This is a genomic window from Mycobacterium zoologicum (assembly GCF_020181635.2).
GTDB lineage: Bacteria > Actinomycetota > Actinomycetes > Mycobacteriales > Mycobacteriaceae > Mycobacterium > Mycobacterium zoologicum.
Window position 1 is genome coordinate 57,240 of record NZ_JAYJJS010000008.1, and the last position, 18,384, is coordinate 75,623.

The window sequence follows — 18,384 nt, forward strand, 5'->3', positions numbered from 1 at the left end:
GGTGAAAGCGGCGCTGACCTGCCTATGTCGCGAACTCACACACCTGCCGCCACCGGCGGCTTAAGCGCCTCGGGGTCCGGGTTGGCGATCGGCAACCCCATGAACCGGCGGGCGTTGTCGCCCATGAAGTCATAGGTGCGCCGGACATCCATGCCCTCGGCATAGCGCCAGAAGCCCTTCGGCTCGGGCAGGCCCTCGGGGTGCGGGTAGTCCGATCCGAACAGCACCTTGTCCCAGCCGACGGTGTCGACCACGTCGGAGATACAGCCCTCCCAGAACGGGCTGACCCAGATGTTGCGCCGGAACACCTCATGCGGATGCTCGGGGAAGTTCTGCGGCATCTTCTTGTACAGGTCGCCGAAGTCGTGAAACAGCGGGCCGATCCACGAGCTGCCGTTCTCGACGCTGGCGATGCGCAGCTTGGGAAACCGGGTCAGGGTGCCGTGACAGATCAGCGCGGTGATCATGTCGGCGATCTCCCGATGCCCCAGCACCATCCAGCGGAATGCGCTCTGCGCCATGAAGTTCTGGGTGTAGGGCGGCTCCCAGCGGCCGACGTAGTCGTCCAGCGGTGGGTAACTGGCATGCAGCACGATGGGCAGGCCGGCGGCTTCCACGTCACGCCAGAACGGGTCGAACTCCGGTAGGGCCGGGGAGCGCCAGCCACCGATGCCGTTGACCGGTCCGGGTTTGATGAGCGCCACCGCGGCATCCTGATCGAGGATGTACTCCAGTTCCCGCTGCGCGCCCTTGACCTCGGAGAGGTTGATGATCGGTGTGGAGAACACCCGGCCGCCGTAGTTGTAGGTCCAGTGCTCGGCCATCCACTGGTTGAGCGCGTGGATGATCGCCAGCGTGAGCTCCGGGTCATCGGCGCTGGAGTGTTCGACCAGGCTGGCCAGCGTCGGGTAGTTCAGCGCCTCGGTCACGCCCTGGCGGTCCAGTTCGGCGACTCGGTCAGCGGGGTTGCGGGTGGCGGCCGGCGCCTCGATGGCCGGGCCCTGCATCTCACGCAGGGTCAGGCCCTCGGTGTTCTCGCCGGCGAAGAACTTCTCGTGAGCGCCCGGTGCGGCGACCCGCTCGAAGGTGGGGTTGGGGATGAAGTCGCTGACCCGGTTGTTGATGATGATCCGGGTCTGTCGGCCGATCTGGGCGAATTGGACTGCCCGCGAGTACTTCTCCGGCAGGTACTTGGTCAGCGACTCGGGGGTCTCGTACATGTGCTGGTCGGCATCGAAGATCGGTGCGTCGTGGAACTGGGCCATGGGTGCCTCCCGGTCGCTAGCGGGTCAGGATGGTGGCCGCAGCCGTGCCCGGTGCGCCGTAGAGCTGGGCGAACCCGACCTTGGGCTCGCCGGGCACCTGGCGCTGGCCTGCTTCGCCGCGCAACTGGCGCACCAGCTCGTGGATCTGGCGCAGGCCGGACGCTCCGATGGGTTCGCCGTTGGCGATCAGCCCGCCGTCGGTGTTGACCGGCAGCGAGCCGGTGATCTCAGTGGCGCCGTCGGCGAGCAGCTTCTCCTGGTCGCCGTCGGCGCAGAACCCGCATTCGGCCATGTGGATGATCTCGGCGCCGGCGTCGGTGTCCTGCAGCTGGACGACGTCGACGTCTTCGGGTGACACACCGGCCTTTTCGAAGGCGGCGCGGGCGGCGTACACCGTGGGCGCGGCGTCCTCGGTTACCGGCGCGAAGGTGGTGTTCACCTCGTAAGCGCCGTAGCGCCGGGTGCGCACCTCCACGGCGCGCAGATACACCGGCTTGTCGGTGTAACGGTGCGCGATGTCCGCGCGGCACATCACCACCGCCGCCGCGCCCTCGTCCGGTGCGCAGAACATGTACTGGGTCAGCGGGTAGTTCAGCATCGTCGAACCCAGGATCTCGTCCTCGGACATCGGCTTGCGCCGGAAGGCATTCGGGTTCAGCGCGCCGTTGCGGAAGTTCTTGGCCGCAACCTTGGCCAGGGTCTGCTGGGAGATGTTGTGATCGTGCAGGTAGCGGTTGGCTTTCATGCCGAAGAACTGGGTGGTCAGATACTGGCCGTTCTCGGCGTACCAGCGCGGCATCCCGACCAGTGCCGGGTCCTCGGTGAACGCCCCGCGCGGGTGCTTGTCCAGCCCGACGGCGATACCGATGTCATAGTCGCCCAGCCGGATACCGTCGGCGCAGACCTTGGCCGCGCTGGCCGCGGTGGCACAGGCATTGAACACGTTGGTGAACGGGATGCCGGACAGGCCGACCATGCCGACGATCGCGTCCGGGTTGGCGATCGTCCAGCTGCCACCGGTGGCGGCGCCGATGTCCTTCCAGTCCACGCGCGCGTCGGCGACGGCGGCGAAAATGGCGTCGGCCCCCATCTCCATCGCCGACTTTCCTTCGAAACGGCCGAACGGGTGCAGCCCGACCCCGATGATCGCTACGTCGTTGGCCATCGCAGTCTCCTAAACCGGTTGGAAGGCGAAGGTGATGATCTCGTTGCCATCGGCGTCGGAGGCGAACGGGATCATGGTCAACTCCACCGGCATGCCGAATTGCAGTTTGTCCGGGTCACTTTCGGTGAGCCGGCCTTCGACCCGGACGACGTCGCCGAGCTGCACCAGGCCGACGCCGAACGGCACGAACTCCTTGCCGGCCGGACCCAGATACGGTGGGCCGGGCGGGAATCCCTGGGTGGTCCAGGCCACCAGGGTGCCGGTGCGCGGCAGCAGTGCCCGGTTCATCTGGTCGCCGCTGCAGGCCGGGCAGCGCGGCTGGGCCGGAAACACCGTGGCGTCGCAGCCCGCGCAGTGACTGCCGACCAACTGCGGGTCCGCCTCCGGCCAGGTCGAGATGTCGGGGGCAAGCGGCTTCTGCATGGCACCTCCGCGTAATGGGTCTATTAACTGTAATACTTACAGTAATGTACGATAGCGCGAGTTGACCAGGGACCCGGGTAGGACGATGAACGATGGATCGGCGGCCGAGCGGCGGCGCGCCCTCGTCATGGGTGCCAGCGGCAACGTCGGCGGCTGCGTCACCCGCCAGCTGGTCGCCCGCGGCGACGACGTGCGCGTGCTGCTGCGTCGCTCCAGTTCCACCAGAGGGATCGACGGACTCGACGTGCAACGGCACTACGGCGACATCTTCGACACCGATGCGGTCGCCGCGGCCATGGCAGACCGGGACGTCGTGTACTACTGCGTCGTCGACACCCGAGCGGAACTGCGCGATCCCGCACCACTGTTTCGAACCAACGTCGAAGGTCTGCGCAACGTCTTGGAAGTCGCCGCGCCGGCCGGCCTCGACCGGTTCGTGTTCCTGAGCACCATCGGCACCATCGCGGTGGGACGCAACGGTGAAACAGTCGACGAAGACACCCCGTTCAACTGGGCCGACCAGGGCGGGGGTTACATCGCCTCCCGTCGCGAAGCCGAGCGCCTGGTGCTGTCCTACGCCGCCGATCGTGGCCTGCCGGCCGTCGTCACGAACGTGTCGAATCCGTACGGTCCGCCGGACTGGCAGCCGCGGCAAGGCACGCTCGTTCAGCTTGCCGCGCTGGGCAGGATGCCGGCCTACGCGCGCGGCGTGGGCTCCGAGGTGGTCGGAATCGACGACGCCGCCAGGGGGATGCTGCTGGCCGCCGAGCGCGGCAGGATCGGCGAGCGCTACATCATCTCCGAGCGGTACATGACTCAGCGCGAGATGCTCACCGTCGCAGCCGAATCGGTCGGGGTCCCGCCGCCGCGCTTTGGTATTCCGATGGCGATTCTGCACATGGTGGGACACCTCGTCGGCGCGCTGGGGGTGCTGCTGCGTCGTGACTTCGCGTTCACCGCAACGGGTGCGCGACTCATGGCGTTGACGTCTCCCGCTTCCCACGGCAAGGCCACCCGGGAACTGGATTGGCACCCGGAACCGACCGAACACTCGATCCGCCGTGCCGCGCGGTTCTACCTGGAGCGGAGCAGGACATGATCCCGTTCGTGGTTCGCCGTGACGACGACCTGGTGCCGAACCCCATCGCCCACGGCGGATGGGGGCCGACGCTCGGCGGTCAGGTGGTCGGCGGCCTGCTGGCCCGTGCCGTCGAGCAGCACGTGCCCGAAGACGACCTGCAGCCGGCACGGCTGACCGTCGAGATCCTGCGCCGGGTGGCCGGTGCACCGCTGCGGGTCAGCGCGTCGGTGGTCCGCTCCGGTTCGCGGATGCGCTCCATCGACGCCGAGATGACCCAGGACGGCGATCTGGTCGCTCGTGCCTCGGCGCTGTACCTGCGCCGCGGCCCCCAGCCCGACGGTGACTTCTTCACCACCGAGGTCAGCCTGCCGCCGCTCCCGGAAGAACCGGCGTCGCCCGACGAGTCGGTGCCGATGTTCATCCGGGCCTACGGCGACGACGGTGGCAACACATTCCCGTGGCAGCATGCCGGACCGCGATACGCCTGGCTGCGCGAGATACGTGACCTCGTGGACGGCGAGGAGCTCACGCCGTTCGTGCGCGCGGCGATGGCCGTCGACGTCACCGCCTCGCTGACCAATTTCAGCACCAAAGGACTGGCCTTTATCAACGCCGACTACACCCTGACCCTGAGCCGGCTTCCGGTTGGGGAGTACATCGGGCTGGCGGCGCTGACCCACTACAGCGACGCAGGCGTGGCGACCGGAAGCGCAAGCCTGTACGACACGCTGGGTCCGATCGGTGCCGGCATGTCGACCGCCATCGCGAACTTCAACTTCGACGCCGAACGCAAATACGGCGGGGAGGCCTCGCGGGAAAGCTAGGCGATATCGCCTGATTCCTTGAGCTTTTCGATGCGGTCCCATTCGATTCCGAGCTCCAGCAGCACCGTCTCGGTGTGCTCGGAGGCCTGCGGGGCGCGGGTGGTCTGCAACGGCTCACCGTTGAACTGGACCGGGCCGCGCACCACCTTGAAAGGCTGCCCGCCATCGGCCGCCTCGACCTCGGCGATCATGTCGTTGGCCAGGGCCTGCTCGTCGGAGCCCAGGTCGACCAGGCTCTGGAACGGCGCCCACTGGCCCTTCATCGTCTTGAGGTGCTCGCGCCAATAGGCGAAGGGCTTGGCGGCGACAGCGGCCACGATCAGGTCGCTGGCAGCCTCGGCGTTCTGCATCAGCGGCAGCACGTCGGCGAAGCGCGGATCATCGGCGGCCTCGCCGATACCCAAGTGCTCGAAGGTATCCCGGATATAGCCGGTCGGGCTGACGATGCACAGGTTGATGGTGCCGCCGTCGGAGGTGGTGTAGTTGCCCAGAAACGGATTCGCCGGTGAGCCACCGGACTGTGGCATCGGTGCCCGCATGGCCTCGCCGGTCTCCATGCCCTGCGTCACGCTGGCGCCGGCCGCCCACCACGCCGTGGACAGCAGCGAGACGTCGACTTCCAGCGCCTCCCCGGTGCGCTCGCGATGCAGCAGCGCCGCGGCGATCCCCCCGGCGATGTTCATCCCGCCGATCGAGTCGCCGAAGGCCGGGATGCCTTGGGAGATGGGTGCTCCGAGCTCTTCGGGGCTCAGCGCGTGGCCGACCCCGCTGCGGGTCCAGAACGCGGTGCCGTCGAAGCCGCCGATGTCGCGTTGCGGGCCCTTGTCGCCGTAGGCGCTGCCGCGCGCGTAGATGATGTTCGGGTTCACCGCACGAATGTCGGCGACGTCGAAGCGGTTCTTGCGCCGGGCTCGCGGCAGGTAGTTGGTCAGGAAAACGTCTGCGGTGGCGGCCAACTCGTGCAGCACCTGCTGGCCGCCGGGTGTGGACACATCGATTCCGACGCTGCGCTTGCCGCGGTTGGGATGCTCGATCAGGGGGTGCCGGTCGGGGTCGAGTTCGAACCCGCCCATTCGGATGAATCCGCGCTGGGTGTCGCCGCGCACCGGGTGTTCGACCTTGATGACGTCGGCGCCCCAGTCGGCCAGGATGGCGCCGGCGGCGGGGACGAACGTGTACTGCGCGACCTCCAGCACCCGGAAGCCGTCCATGACCTTGATCAATTCAGTGCGCTCCTGCTCGGGCGTGCGAACCGACTGAGAACCAATTGAAGTATTCTACTGTAATGGTTACGGTTGGGCATCCGAAATCGAGGGGGTCCCGGTGACCGACGTCGTGGCACAAGCCATCACCAGCGTGGATATCGGCGAACGGGCCGCCGGCAACGCAGAAACGCGCTTGCTGATCGACGGCGAACTGGTGCATGCCGGCGCCGGCGCGCAGTTCGACAACGTCAGCCCGGCGACCGGCCGAATCCTGGGCGCCACCGCCAATGCCGATGGCGCCGACATGGACCGCGCGATCGGTGCCGCCCGGCGCGCCTTCGACGACACCGACTGGTCGACCAACCGCGCGCTGCGCAGGCGCTGTCTGGAACAGCTGCAGGCGGCGCTGGAGTCCGAGCAGGAGGAGCTGCGCACCGAGCTGATCGCCGAAGTCGGCTGTCCAGTGATGACAACCCAGCTGGCACAACTGGATTGGCCGCTGGTCGACGGGCTGCGGTACCCCGCACGGCTGATCGACGAGTTCGAATGGGAGCGCACGCTTGACGGCGGCGGAGTGTTCGGCGACCGCAACGTCCGCACCGTTGTCAAGGAGCCGGTCGGTGTGGTCGCGGCGATCACCCCGTCCAACTTCCCCATCGAAGTGATCCTGAACAAGCTGGGGCCGGCGCTGGCCGCCGGCAATACCGTGGTGCTCAAACCCGACCCGCACACCCCGTGGAACGCCACCCGGCTGGGGCGGCTGATCGCCGAACGAACGGACATCCCCGCCGGGGTGGTCAACGTGGTGGCCACCGAATCCAACGACGTCGCAGCGGTGTTGGGCACCGATCCGCGGGTGGACATGGTGTCGTTCACCGGGTCCACCGCCGTCGGCAAGCTGCTGACCCGGGCCGGCGCCGACACGATGAAACGCACCTTCTTGGAACTGGGCGGCAAGTCGGCGCTGATCGTGTTGGACGACGCCGACCCGGCCAAGGTCATCCCCGGCGCGGTCGGGGTCTGTGTGCACGCCGGGCAGGCCTGCGCGGCCACCTCACGAATGCTGGTGCACGCCTCGCTGTTCGACGAGATGGTCGCCGCGGTGACCGCGGCGTTCGCGGCGGTGACGGTCGGCGACCCGGCGTTGCCGCAGACCCTGGTCGGTCCGCTGATCAGCGCCCAGGCCAAGCAGCGGGTGGTCGCCGCCTGCGCGCAGGCCGCCGCCGACGGAGCCGAGATCACCACGGGCGGGGGATCATTCGACGCACTGCCCGACCACCTGGCGGGCGGTCACTACATGGCGCCCACCGTGATCGTCAACGTCGACAACAACGCGGCCATCGCACGCGAAGAGGTGTTCGGTCCGGTGCTGGTGATCATGCCGTTCACCGATGACGACGACGCGGTGCGTATCGCCAACGACAGTCCGTTCGGTCTGGCCGGTGCGGTGGTGTCGGCGTCGGCCGAACGCGCGATGGCGATCGCCCGCCGGGTTCGCACCGGCGCGATCGGGGTCAACGGCGGCATGTACTACGGAGCGGACGCCCCGTTCGGTGGCTTCAAGAGCAGCGGCGTGGGCAGGCAGTGCGGGATCGAGGGGTTCTCGCAGTACCTGGAGACCAAGACGATCGGACACCGCCGGCCGCGCCAGGGGTGAGGGTCAGCCCTTGGCGGAGAACGTCACCGGAAGCCGGCGCGGTGAGCGGAACGGCTGGCCGTAGATGTGCGGGTCGTCGTCGGTGATCAACGCGATCTCGCCGAGCCGGTCCAGCAGGCATTCCATCGCCACCCGCATCTCCATCCGGGCCAGGTGCAGGCCCATGCAGGTGTGCTCGCCGGCGGCGAACGTGATGTGCGGGATCCACTTGCGGAAGATGTCGAACTCCTCGGGGCGCTCCCAGCGTGTCTCGTCGCGGTTGGCCGAACCGATACAGACGTCGACCACCGCGCCGGCGGGAATCGAGACTCCGGCGACGGTGGTGTCGCGGATGGCGGTGCGCTGCACGGTGGTCAGCGGAGTCTCATACCGCAGTCCCTCTTCGATGGCGGCGCCGATCAGATCGTGGTCGGCGCGTACCGCGGCGAACTGTTCGGGATGTGTCAGCAGCAGATACAGCAGGTTGCCGGTGGCCCGATAGGTGGTCTCCAGCCCGGCCGGAAGCAGCAGCCGGAGAAACGAATAGATCGCCTCGTCGGTGAGCTTCTCGCCGTCGACCTCCGCGGTGACCAGGTCGCCGATGATGTCTTCCGTGGGGTGCGCCTTGCGCTTGTCCATCTGGGCCAGGAAGTAGTCCTTCAGCTGCGTCGACGCGGTGAACGCCCGCTCGAAGTCGACCGTGTAGCTGATCAACTCCATCGCTCGCTGACGGAACCAGGCCAGGTCCTCCTCGGGCAGGCCCAACAACTTGGAGATGACCCGGGTGGGGAACTCGAAGGTGAAATCGGCCACCAGATCGGCGGTGCCGGCTTCGATGAACTCGTCGATCAGCGCGGTGCACACCGGCCGCACCACTGCGGGCTCCCAGTGCGCCAGCGACTTCCGCTTGAACGCTGAGGAGACCAGGTTGCGGTGCTTGCGGTGCGGCTCACCCTCCATCGCCAGGATGGTCGGCCCGAGGAACAGTCCGATCGTCATGTCGTATATGCGCGAGTTGAACGAATCCGCCTCGCGGAAAACCTGATTGACCGCCTCGAACGAGACGGCGGCGAATGATGTCTTCGGTCGCAGCGATTCAGGGGTCTTCGAGTAGTCCATGACCGTCCCAGGAGCGATCCCGGCTTGTCGGCGCTTGTCCTCGAAGTACGGATACGGGTTGCGGATGTAGCCGGCCGGCTTGTCGAGCGCGGCGGCGACGTCGTCGACCTGACTCTCCACGGCTGGTCTCCCGTCTGTGCGGAGTGAGTTACTGTAATGATTACAGTAAATGATGGGGCAGTCGTAGCGCCAGGGTCAGGCGAGACTGATCGGCAGCCGCTTGATGCCGTGCACGAAGGTGCTCTGCAGGTAATCCGGCTCGCCGAGTGAGACCTCCGGAAGCCGGGTCAGCAGCTCGTAGAACAGATGCCGCAGCTCCATCCGGGCGACATGGGTCCCCAGGCAGTAGTGGGCACCGCCGCCGCCGAATCCCAGGTGCGGGTTGGTGGTCCGGGTGATGTCGAATTCGTGCGGCCGGTCGAACACCGTCTCGTCGCGGTTGGCCGAACAGTAGAACAGGCCGATCTTGTCCCCGGCCTTGATCTCGGTTCCGGCGACCTCGGTGTCCGCCACCGCGTGGCGGGCGAAGGCGAGCACCGGCGTCGCCCAGCGCACGAATTCCTCGACCGCGCCGCCGATCCGGTTGTCGAAGTCCGCCAGCAACCAGGCGCGTTGCTCGGGATGCTCGATCAGGGCCTTGAAGGCGTGCGTGGTGGTCTGTTTGGTGGTGTCGTTGCCCGCCGAACCGAGCAGCACCATGAACGAGCCGAGTTCCTCGTCGGTGAGCCGGTGTCCGTCGACCTCGGCGTTGACCAGCTCGGTCATCAGATCGTCGTGCGGCTCGGTGCGGCGGCGCTGCGCCAGCTCTACGCCCGAGCCGGCCAGTACGCCCAGCTGTGTCATGACGTGCACGGCCCGTTCCTCCAGGGACGCGTACTCGTCGTCGCTGCCGCTGAACAGGCACTCGGCGGCGTAGGCGACCTTCTCCTGGTCGGCGGGATCGATCCCGATCATGTCGGAGATGGTGCGCATCGGCAATTGCCCGGAACACGCTGCGACGAAGTCGATCTGCTCACCGGCGCGCAGCTGCGCCAATAGGTCGTCGACGATGCTGCGGGAATTGGTCTTGATCTGGTCCTCGATGCGACGGACTTGCCGCGGAGTGAAGCCCGAGCTGATCAGCTTGCGGTATCGGGTGTGCTCCGGGGGGTCCATCGCCAGGAAGAACGTCATGTTGCGCTGGATCTCGGCCGGCATCGGGTCGACGCTGACCCCTTCGCTGGAGCAGAACAGCTCTTCGTGCTGACTGATGAACTTGATGTCGGCGTGCCGGGTCGCCGCCCAGTAGCCGGTCTCTTCGTGGGGGAAGACAGCGGGCATCGGCCGGTGCCAGGTCAGGCCCTGCTCGCTGCGCAGCGTCGCAAACGTGTCATCGCGGCTTCGGAAATCCCTGCCCCAGAAGGCCGTTTCGGAGATGTCGAGGTCGTGATACGGGTGTGGTGATGTCGGTGCGTTGGCAGATGAATCGACGGTCATGTTGTCCTCTCGCAGATCTCAGACGGTGATGGGGGTGCCGGCGGTGATAGCGGTGACGAAACCGCCGTCGACGAGAATGTCCTGGCCGTTGATCCATCCGGCCGCCGGAGAGCCGAGGAAGTCGATCAGCGGCACGATGTCGTCGACGCGGGCGTGCCGACCGACGGTGTCGCGCACGGAGTCGAGCATCTGCTTGCCCATCGAGGCCTCGAAGTCGGGCAGGATCGGCGTCTCGACCGGGCCCGGGCTCACCGTGTTGATCCGCACCCCGTAGCGGGCCCGCGCCGTCGTGGCCAGTCGCTTGGTGTAGAGGATCATCGCCTGCTTGGAGGTGGTGTAAACCGGGAACGCCGGGTCCTGGCCGGCCTGCCAGCGCATCACCGACTCGGCGTCGGCCGCGTCGAGCAGTCCGTTGAGCGCCTCGATGCGTTGCTCCCAGCCGAGCGCGGCCGTAGACGCCACCGCGACCACGGCGCCGCCGCGGCGCAGCCGCGGCAGCATCCCCTCGGTCATCAGGCGCATCCCCAGGTAGTTGATCGTGAGCACGTCGGCGGCCGGCGCGGTTCCGGGCACGCCCGCGACGTGGGCCAGCAGATCCCAGCCGTCATCCAGCCCACCGGTGAACTTGGCGATGGCCCCGGCGTCGCGCAGGTCGCAGCGGACATGTTGCGTTGCGGGTGTCTGCTGCGGGCGCACGTCGACGGCGAGCACATGGTCGCCGCGGGAGTAGAAATGCGCGGCTGCCGCGGCGCCGATTCCCGACCCGGCGCCGACGATCACCACCTTGCGCTGCGAGTTGCCCATCTCACCAGCCTTCAGGCGTTAGCCGTAAAGTCGACAGTAAGCTCGACTGTAACTAATTCGGCGCCGGTGGACAATGCTACGGTTGCCACCACCGGAAAGCCGAAAGCCGCTTTGAGGAGCCGAGAATGAGCGCAACGGGCCAGGTCGTCGGGTTTATCGGGGCGGGCCAGATGGGTGAGCCGATGGTGCGCCGCCTGCTCGGCGCCGGGTACCGCGTGCAGGTGTACGCCCGCCGCGCCGAGGTGCGCGAGCAGTTGGCGGCCCTCGGCGCCGTGGCGGTCGACTCGGTGGCCGCGGCCGCCCGCGGCGCCGGCATCGTGATCAGCTGCCTGTTCTCCGACGCCCAGCTGCGTGAGGTCGCCGGCGGACCCGACGGGCTGATGGCCACGGCCGAACCCGGAACGATCGTGGTGTCGCACACCACCGGCACGGTCAGCACGCTGACCGACTTGATCGCGGCGTTTCCCGACGGGCCGGTGCTGGTCGACGCGCCGGTCAGCGGCGGCGCCCACGACATCGCCGCGGGCAAGCTGACCGTGCTGCTCGGCGGCCCCGATGACGCGGTGGCCCGCGCCCGCGAGGTGCTGACCGCCTACGCCGATCCGGTGATCACGACCGGAGCCCTGGGCACCGCACTGAACCTCAAACTGATCAACAACGTGCTGTTCGCCTCCAACGCGCAACTGGTTGCGGCCGCGGTGGAGCTGGCGAAGAACCTCGACGTCCCCGATGCCAGCCTGTTCGCGGTGCTGGAGCACTGCAGCGGCGGTAGCCGGGCCGCGGGATACGTGCGGTCGGCCGGGGGAGTGGACAGCTTCGCCGATGTCGTTGCGCCGTTCATGCGCAAGGATGTGGCCGCCTGTATCGAGGCGGCCGCGGACCGGGGCGTGGAGCTGGGCCAGCTGCGTACGGTGGCCGAGACCGGACTGCTGGATCTGTCGTGACCGACCTGCGCAACCTGCTGGAGGCCCAGCGCCGGTCGTTCGTCGCCGACGGGCCACCCGATGCGGCCCTGCGGCGCAACCGGATCGACCGGTTGGTGGCTCTGGTGCTGGACAACACCGACGCCCTGGTGGACGCGATGGCGCAGGATTTCGGCACCAGGTCGCGGGATGCGTCGCTGGCCACCGAGCTGGTCGGCATGATCCCGGTGATCGAGCACACCAGATCTCATGTCCGGCAATGGATGCGGTCGCCGAAGCTGATGCGGACGGCGCGACTTGCCGGGTTGCGGGCCGAGGTCCAGCCCAGCCCACTGGGCGTGGTCGGGATCATCGGCCCGTGGAACTTTCCGCTTCAGCTGGTGGTGGTGCCGGCGGCGGCGGCGTTCGCGGCGGGAAATCGGGTGATGATCAAGATGTCCGAGATCACCGCGCACACCGGCGAATTGATGAAGCAACTCGCGCCGTCCTACTTCGCCGACGACGAACTCGTCGTCGTCACCGGCGGGGCCGCGGTGGCGGCCGAGTTCGCGGGACTGCCGTTCGACCACATGTTCTTCACCGGATCACCCTCGGTAGGCGCGCTGGTGCAGCGCGCCGCGGCCGACAACCTGGTGCCGGTGACCTTGGAACTGGGCGGTAAGAACCCCGTCGTCGTCGCGCCCGATGCCGACATCGCACGCTCGGCGAAACGGATCGCCACGGCCCGAATGGTCAACGGCGGCCAGGTCTGTGTGTGCCCCGATTACGTTCTGGTGCCCGAACCCGACCTGGAGGCGTTCGTCGACACCGCCCGCTCCACGCTGCAGGAGATGTTCCCGACCATCGTCGCCAACGGCGACTACTGCTCCAGTGTCAACGAGGCCAACTTCGATCGGGTGCTGAGCCTGATCGACGACGCACGGGAACGGGGTGCGGTAGTGGAGGCCATCGCACCCGACGGGGAGGTGTTGCCGGACCGCGGAACTCGCAAGATCGCCCCGACCATCGTGCGCAACGTCGATGCGAGCATGCGCATCGCCGAGGAGGAGATCTTCGGACCGGTGCTGGCGGTGCAGCCGTATCGCAGTCTCGACGAGGCGATCGATCAGATCAACGCCCGCCCGGCGCCGCTGGTGGCCTATTGGTTCGGGCCCGGCGGCAAGAACTTCCGGGACTTCGTGCGCCGCACCCGAAGCGGTGGAGTGGCCCGCAATGACTTTGCCGCGCAAATGATCCCGGCCGCCGCGCCGTTCGGCGGGGTGGGGCGCAGCGGAATGGGCGCCTACCACGGCAAGGCGGGCTTCGACGCGTTCAGCCACCACCGGACGGTGGTCGGCTCCGACCTGCCGTTCAGCCTGACCGGAACCGCCGCGCCGCCGTTCAAGCCCGGGATGCGGCGCTACACCGACATGATGCTGCGCCGTGCGCGCAAGCGGACGAGCCGGCGGCTGAAGAAACGCTAGCCCTGCTCGGCCTGTTCACGCGCCCACCGGTAGTCGGCCTTGCCGGCCGGGCTGCGCACGATCGCCGGACGGAACACGATCGCCTTGGGCAGCTTGTAGCGGGCCAGCGAGCCGCCGGCGTGCTCGATGAGTTCGGCGGCGGTGGCCGACGCCCCGTCGGCCAGCGACACCACCGCCACTACCTCCTGCCCCCAGCGCTCGCTGGGCCGGCCGGCGACCACCACGTCGATCACCCCCGGATGCGAGGCGATCGCGGTCTCGACCTCCTCGGCGAAGATCTTCTCCCCGCCGGAGTTGATCGTCACCGAGTCGCGGCCCAGCAACTCGATCGACCCGTCGGGAAGATGGCGCGCCCGGTCACCCGGGACGGCGTAGCGAACCCCGTCGATCACCGGGAACGTCCCGGCCGTCTTGGTGGCATCGCCCTTGTAGCCCAACGGAACACAGCCGCGTTGCCCGAGCCAGCCCAGGCCGTCGTGCCCGGGCTGCAGCACGGAGCTCAGGTCCTCGGCCACCACGCAGGTGTCCGGCCCGGCGCCGAAGGTGCCGGTGGACACCGCTCCCGAGGTCGACATGTGCCGCATCTGGGCGCCGGTCTCCGACGAGCCGACTCCGTCGATCACCATGGCGCCGGGCAGCGTCTCGACCACCTGCTGCTTGACGTAGGGCGTGAGCAGCGCGCCGCCGTTGGCCACCACCATCAGCGACGACACGTCGGCGCTGCCCTGCTGGATCGCCGCGATCAGCGGTCGGGTCATGGCATCGCCGACCACGGTCACCGACAGTACCTTCTCGCGCTCGATGGTGCGCACCACGTCGTCGGCGTCGAAATGGTCTACGACGGAAGGGAATACCAGGGTCTGGCCGGTGTTGATCGCCGTCATCACCGCCCACTGCGCCGCACCGTGGATCAGGGGCGGCAGGATCATCAGCTTGACGCCGGGGTTGGCGCGGACCGGGCCCACGATGTCGTCGATGCAGCTGACCGCGTCGCCGGTCATCAGGTTGCGGCCGCCGAAGGAGCCCATGAAGATGTCGTGCTGACGCCAGAGCACGCCCTTGGGCATGCCGGTGGTGCCGCCGGTGTAGAGCACGTAGAGGTCGTCGGGGTCCGGCTGCGCCGCCGGGGGTTCCGGAGAGCTGTCGGCCAGCGCCGTCTCGTAATCGACGGCGCCGTCGAGCAGGGGATTGCCGGAGTCGTCGGCGATCTGGATCAGCACCCGCAGCTGCGGCAGGTCGGGCAGCACCTCGGCCAGGGTGGGGGCGAACGCGGCGTGATAAACCAGCGCGGTGGCACCGGAATCGGCTAGCAGGTAAGCCAATTCGTTGCGCACGTAACGGTAGTTGACGTTGAACGGGGCCACCCTGGCCCGGAACGCACCGAACAGGGTCTCGATGAACTCGTGGCCGTTGTAGGCGTAGACGCCCAGCAGATCCTGGCCGCTCTGGTGGCCCGCCAGGTCCGACCGCGGGGTGTGCGCGCCCAGCCCTTGGGCATTTAGGTAGGACGCCAGCCGGTTGGAGCGTTCGCGGATCTGCGCGTAGGTGAAGCGTTGATCGCCCTGGATCACCAGGTCGCGGTCGGGGATCGCCTCGACTACCGCGTCGAAGACGTCGGGGACGGTGAACTGGGTCGGGCTCGCCACGTCTGCATCAGCTCCTCGGTGGTGGTGATCGTCGCCAACAGGGACAGGGTGTACTCGATCATCGCAGCCCCGTACTCGGCTGGCACACCGGCCACCGCATCACGCGGCAGCACCACCTGAAAGCCGGCGTTGACCGCGTCCATCACCAGGTTCGGGATGGCCACGTTCAGTGAGACCCCCACGGCGACAACGGTGGACACCCCGAGGTTGCGCAGCACCGCATTCAGATCGGTGCCGCCCATCGGTCCCACCCCATGACAGCGGCTCAGCACCAGATCGGCCGGATCGGGGCCGAACTCGGGCAGCAGGGCGGCGCCGCGGCTGCCCGGGGTGATGTCCACGGCGCGACGCCCCGCGGCGAAGAGCCGCGCATTGTGGTTGGAGCCCAAGCCGTCCGGGCGCCGGTGCACCAGGCAGTGCACCACCTGCACCCCGGCGGCTCGGGCCACCGGCAGCAGCCGGCTGATGTTCGGCAACGCCTCGTGGCGAGCCGCCTCGGCGAGCACCGGCAGGCCGGCATCGGGACCGACGACCGCGCCCTGGAGCTCCTGGGTGATGATCGCGGTGTGTTCGGGTGCGACCAGATCCGCCGGCGTCACGTGCCGACTGTCTCTTCCGCCGGTGCGTCGTAGAACTGCGTCGCCCATTTCCGCAGCGTCATAAACGGTTTCGCATCCGCCTTGGCCAGCGCCGGATGCTCGATGTAGCGCTGATAGCGCCAGATGCCCAGGTCGTCCTCCACCGTGGTCAGGAACTGCTTCTCCACCCGCTCCCGGATGTCATCCGGTGGGGCCTGTGAGTCGTCGCCGGGAATCCGCGGCCACCAGATCGAATAGAACAGGTCCGAGCGACCTTCGTCGACCGGTGTGCAGGTGAAGATCAACCGATGCTGCTGCACGCCCTCGAAGATGCTGATCGCCCCGCCGAGGCCGAACAGATGCGAGTGGAAGCGCAGGGCCATCTGATCGGGGTCGTCGCTGTTGGCGTCCGGAAAACCGGCCACGAAGTGCCACTCGCGGTCGGCCATCTGCCAGTCCAGAACCCGTGGCGTCACCGTCGCGTGGTGCACATACTGGAAATGCGAACTGTCCGCGGCGTTCTCGGCAACGATCTGGGGGTGCACCGGCTCACCCTCCAGGCGCCGGGAGAACTCCGGATAGGCCCGGTAGTAGCCTTCGGGGCCCGTGGTGAACTGGGGGAACTTGCCGAAGATATCCGGCATCTCCCACTGCGGTTCCCGGGCATCGGGATGGTGCCAGAGGAAAACGCAGCCGTACTGCTCGGTGACCGGGTAGACCCGAAGGCGCAGCGCCTTGTTCGGCCGGTCCGGCTGATACGGAATGAACTTGTTGCAGCCGTCCGGCCCCCACTGCCAGCCGTGGAACGGGCACTCGACGCGGTCCTCGACCACCTTGCCGCCGTGGCCGAGGTGAGCGCCCAGGTGCTTGCAGTGCGCCTCCATCACGTGCAGGTCGCCGGACTCGTCACGGTAGGCGACCATGTCCTCGCCGAAATAGTGCAGTGCGTGGGTCTTGCCGACCTCGAACTCGGGTGACCAGCCGATCATGAACCAGCCGGTGACCTTCCAGGTGAACGGAACCTTCATCGCGTTTCCTCTCGCGAGCGTCAACTGAATACCGTACCGTAGACCATTCGATAGAGATAGCGCTGACGGGAGGCCGGCCCAATATGGCTCAGACCGCTGCGGCCACCGGCACGTCGAACCCCGGTGGGGCCGGCGCCGGGGAACGTCTCGACGCGTTGGTGATCGGGGCCGGTTTCTCCGGGCTGTACGCGCTGCACCGGCTGCGCGAACTCGGAGTGCGTACCCGAGTGCTGGAGATGGCCGATGCGGTCGGGGGAACCTGGCTGGTCAACCGGTACCCGGGTGCGCGCTGCGACATCGAGAGCATCGAGTACTCCTACAGTTTCTCCGACGAGATCCAGCAGGAGTGGGTCTGGACGGAAACGATGCCGGCCCAACCGGAGATCGAGGCGTACCTGAACTTCGTCGCCGACCGGCTCGACCTGCGCCGCGACATCGCGTTCAACACCGAGGTCGCCGCCATGACCTACGACGACGCCGCTGCGGCGTGGACGGTGACTACCCGGACCGGCGAGCGGTTCATCGCACCGTTCGTGGTTGCCGCCTCCGGAATCCTTTCGGTGCCACTAGAACCCGATATCGCCGGAATGGGCGGCTTCGAGGGCACGTCGCTGTACACCAGCCGCTGGCCCAAATCGGGCGTCGACCTGACCGGCAGGCGGGTGGGTGTGGTCGGCACCGGGTCCACCGGTGTCCAGCTGATCCCGGTCGTCGCCCGAGAAGCCGCGCACCTGCACGTCTTCCAGCGCTCAGCGGCGTACACGCTGCCCTGGCAGGTTCGCCCCTTCGCACCCGGCGAATTGGACGCCCTGAAAGCCGATTACGGCAATATCCGCGCCGCTCAGCGCGAGCATCCGGTCGGCGCCGCGCGGCTGTCGGCCTTCTCGGTGCTGCTCGACATGCTGGCCAGGCCGCCGTTGAAGTCGGCCTCGCGAGAAGAGCAACTGCGCGCGGTGCGCGAGCACGGGGTGATGGGCGCCCTGAACTGGGGCGACCTCTTCTTCGACATCGACGCCAACCGGATGGCGGCGCAACTGTACGGCGAAGCGGTCGCCCGCATTGTGCGTGACCCGCGGACGGCGGCCGCGCTGGTGCCCACCCACCCGTTCGCCTGCAAGCGCCCGATCATCGATCAGGGCTACTACGAAACATTCAACCGCGACAACGTGACCCTGGTCGATCTGCGCGCCGAGCCGATCAACGCGGTAACACCGACCGGCATCCGCACCGCGGCAGGCGATTACGACCTCGACGTGATCGTCTACGCCACCGGCTTCGACGCCATGACCGGCGCGCTCAGCCGCATCGATGTCCGCGGCCGCGACGGAGCATTGCTTCGCGACGTCTGGGCGCGGGAGGGACCGGTGTCCTATCTCGGGCTGCAAGTCGCCGGATTCCCGAATCTGTTCACCGTTCAAGGGCCGGGCAGTCCAAGCGCGGCCACCAATTTCGTCGCCGCCTTGGAGCAGCACGTGGAATGGATCGGCGACTGCATCGCCTACCTGCGGGCCAACGGGCACAGCACAATCGAGGCGCTGCCGACAGCGCAGGCCGAATGGATCGAACACACCACGGCGTTGGTCGCGCCGACGGTGCTGGTCCATCCGACCTGCAGTTCCTGGTACAACGGCGGAAACGTCCCCGGCAAGAAGCGAATGTACATGGGCTATACCGGCGGCATCCCAGAGTACCGGCGCCGCTGCGACGAGATCGCCGCCGCCGGCTACAGCGGTTTCGAGCTGGGGTGA

General features: G+C 67.8%; 16 protein-coding genes. 6 read left to right on the plus strand and 10 right to left on the minus strand.

Annotated features, from left to right (window positions below; genetic code table 11):
- Positions 1-35 precede the first annotated feature (35 nt).
- The 3 genes from K6T84_RS09025 to K6T84_RS09035 are packed head-to-tail and all read right to left on the minus strand — an operon-like array spanning position 36 to position 2,853.
- On the minus strand, positions 36-1,265 hold the full coding sequence (locus tag K6T84_RS09025; RefSeq protein ID WP_225400576.1) for an amidohydrolase family protein: 1,230 nt from the start codon (positions 1,263-1,265) through the stop codon (positions 36-38).
- 16 nt (positions 1,266-1,281) lie between these two features.
- Positions 1,282-2,430, minus strand: a complete 1,149-nt coding sequence (locus K6T84_RS09030; protein ID WP_225400575.1) for a thiolase family protein — start codon at positions 2,428-2,430, stop codon at positions 1,282-1,284.
- A 9-nt stretch (positions 2,431-2,439) separates the two neighbouring features.
- Positions 2,440-2,853: a Zn-ribbon domain-containing OB-fold protein gene (locus K6T84_RS09035; protein WP_225400574.1), complete on the minus strand. Its 414-nt coding sequence runs from the start codon at positions 2,851-2,853 to the stop codon at positions 2,440-2,442.
- A gap of 85 nt (positions 2,854-2,938) precedes the next feature.
- Between K6T84_RS09035 and K6T84_RS09040 the strand changes: the two genes are divergently transcribed.
- Positions 2,939-3,952 carry an NAD-dependent epimerase/dehydratase family protein gene (locus K6T84_RS09040; protein WP_225400573.1) on the plus strand — a complete coding sequence of 338 codons (1,014 nt, stop codon included), beginning with the start codon at positions 2,939-2,941 and terminating at the stop codon, positions 3,950-3,952.
- On the plus strand, positions 3,949-4,758 hold the full coding sequence (locus K6T84_RS09045) for a thioesterase family protein (protein WP_225400572.1): 810 nt from the start codon (positions 3,949-3,951) through the stop codon (positions 4,756-4,758). The genes K6T84_RS09040 and K6T84_RS09045 overlap by 4 nt, the downstream gene beginning before the upstream one ends.
- Here K6T84_RS09045 and K6T84_RS09050 read toward each other — a convergent pair.
- Positions 4,755-5,969 carry a CaiB/BaiF CoA transferase family protein gene (locus K6T84_RS09050; protein ID WP_225402051.1) on the minus strand — a complete coding sequence of 405 codons (1,215 nt, stop codon included), beginning with the start codon at positions 5,967-5,969 and terminating at the stop codon, positions 4,755-4,757. The genes K6T84_RS09045 and K6T84_RS09050 overlap by 4 nt on opposite strands.
- A gap of 112 nt (positions 5,970-6,081) precedes the next feature.
- On the opposite strand from K6T84_RS09050, the gene K6T84_RS09055 reads away from it, so the two are divergent.
- On the plus strand, positions 6,082-7,620 hold the full coding sequence (locus K6T84_RS09055; RefSeq protein ID WP_224862490.1) for an aldehyde dehydrogenase family protein: 1,539 nt from the start codon (positions 6,082-6,084) through the stop codon (positions 7,618-7,620).
- 3 nt (positions 7,621-7,623) lie between these two features.
- On the opposite strand, the gene K6T84_RS09060 is transcribed toward K6T84_RS09055, so the two are convergent.
- The 3 genes from K6T84_RS09060 to K6T84_RS09070 form a co-directional block, all read right to left on the minus strand.
- The gene (locus tag K6T84_RS09060) at positions 7,624-8,838 is read right to left on the minus strand and encodes a cytochrome P450 (protein WP_224862488.1); all 1,215 of its coding nucleotides are present in this window, start codon (positions 8,836-8,838) and stop codon (positions 7,624-7,626) included.
- Between the two features lie 75 nt (positions 8,839-8,913).
- Positions 8,914-10,194 carry a cytochrome P450 gene (locus K6T84_RS09065; protein ID WP_224862486.1) on the minus strand — a complete coding sequence of 427 codons (1,281 nt, stop codon included), beginning with the start codon at positions 10,192-10,194 and terminating at the stop codon, positions 8,914-8,916.
- Positions 10,195-10,212: 18 nt separating this feature from the next.
- A complete protein-coding gene (locus tag K6T84_RS09070; RefSeq protein WP_225400571.1) occupies positions 10,213-10,998 on the minus strand; it encodes an SDR family oxidoreductase in 786 nt (261 codons plus the stop codon).
- A 125-nt stretch (positions 10,999-11,123) separates the two neighbouring features.
- Between K6T84_RS09070 and K6T84_RS09075 the strand changes: the two genes are divergently transcribed.
- Complete coding sequence (locus K6T84_RS09075; protein WP_225400570.1) at positions 11,124-11,942, plus strand: NAD(P)-dependent oxidoreductase; 819 nt, start codon at positions 11,124-11,126, stop codon at positions 11,940-11,942.
- Between the two features lie 14 nt (positions 11,943-11,956).
- The gene (locus tag K6T84_RS09080) at positions 11,957-13,384 is read left to right on the plus strand and encodes an aldehyde dehydrogenase family protein (RefSeq protein ID WP_224865960.1); all 1,428 of its coding nucleotides are present in this window, start codon (positions 11,957-11,959) and stop codon (positions 13,382-13,384) included.
- Here K6T84_RS09080 and mig read toward each other — a convergent pair.
- Genes mig through K6T84_RS09095 form a run of 3 tightly spaced genes read right to left on the minus strand, consistent with a single transcriptional unit; the run spans position 13,381 to position 16,636 of the window.
- Entirely contained in the window at positions 13,381-15,030 is a 1,650-nt protein-coding gene (gene mig / locus K6T84_RS09085; RefSeq protein WP_224862480.1) for a medium-chain acyl-CoA ligase Mig, read from the minus strand. The two genes, K6T84_RS09080 and mig, sit on opposite strands and share 4 nt — an antisense overlap.
- Complete coding sequence (locus K6T84_RS09090; protein ID WP_225400569.1) at positions 14,982-15,677, minus strand: cysteine hydrolase family protein; 696 nt, start codon at positions 15,675-15,677, stop codon at positions 14,982-14,984. Before K6T84_RS09090 ends, mig begins: the two co-directional genes overlap by 49 nt.
- On the minus strand, positions 15,626-16,636 hold the full coding sequence (locus tag K6T84_RS09095) for an aromatic ring-hydroxylating oxygenase subunit alpha (protein ID WP_225402050.1): 1,011 nt from the start codon (positions 16,634-16,636) through the stop codon (positions 15,626-15,628). The genes K6T84_RS09090 and K6T84_RS09095 overlap by 52 nt, the downstream gene beginning before the upstream one ends.
- Before the next feature lie 83 nt (positions 16,637-16,719).
- On the opposite strand from K6T84_RS09095, the gene K6T84_RS09100 reads away from it, so the two are divergent.
- Complete coding sequence (locus K6T84_RS09100; RefSeq protein WP_225400568.1) at positions 16,720-18,384, plus strand: flavin-containing monooxygenase; 1,665 nt, start codon at positions 16,720-16,722, stop codon at positions 18,382-18,384.

Coding starts and splice junctions, on each gene's coding strand:
- K6T84_RS09030 (WP_225400575.1), bottom strand. CDS start 2,430: ATGGCCAACGACGTAGCGATCATCGGGGTCGGGCTGCACCCGTTCGGC.
- K6T84_RS09040 (WP_225400573.1), top strand. CDS start 2,939: ATGAACGATGGATCGGCGGCCGAGCGGCGGCGCGCCCTCGTCATGGGT.
- K6T84_RS09100 (WP_225400568.1), top strand. CDS start 16,720: ATGGCTCAGACCGCTGCGGCCACCGGCACGTCGAACCCCGGTGGGGCC.
- K6T84_RS09070 (WP_225400571.1), bottom strand. CDS start 10,998: ATGGGCAACTCGCAGCGCAAGGTGGTGATCGTCGGCGCCGGGTCGGGA.
- K6T84_RS09050 (WP_225402051.1), bottom strand. CDS start 5,969: ATGGACGGCTTCCGGGTGCTGGAGGTCGCGCAGTACACGTTCGTCCCC.
- K6T84_RS09075 (WP_225400570.1), top strand. CDS start 11,124: ATGAGCGCAACGGGCCAGGTCGTCGGGTTTATCGGGGCGGGCCAGATG.
- K6T84_RS09065 (WP_224862486.1), bottom strand. CDS start 10,194: ATGACCGTCGATTCATCTGCCAACGCACCGACATCACCACACCCGTAT.
- K6T84_RS09035 (WP_225400574.1), bottom strand. CDS start 2,853: ATGCAGAAGCCGCTTGCCCCCGACATCTCGACCTGGCCGGAGGCGGAC.
- K6T84_RS09095 (WP_225402050.1), bottom strand. CDS start 16,636: ATGAAGGTTCCGTTCACCTGGAAGGTCACCGGCTGGTTCATGATCGGC.
- K6T84_RS09045 (WP_225400572.1), top strand. CDS start 3,949: ATGATCCCGTTCGTGGTTCGCCGTGACGACGACCTGGTGCCGAACCCC.
- K6T84_RS09090 (WP_225400569.1), bottom strand. CDS start 15,677: ATGGGCGACGCAGTTCTACGACGCACCGGCGGAAGAGACAGTCGGCAC.
- K6T84_RS09025 (WP_225400576.1), bottom strand. CDS start 1,265: ATGGCCCAGTTCCACGACGCACCGATCTTCGATGCCGACCAGCACATG.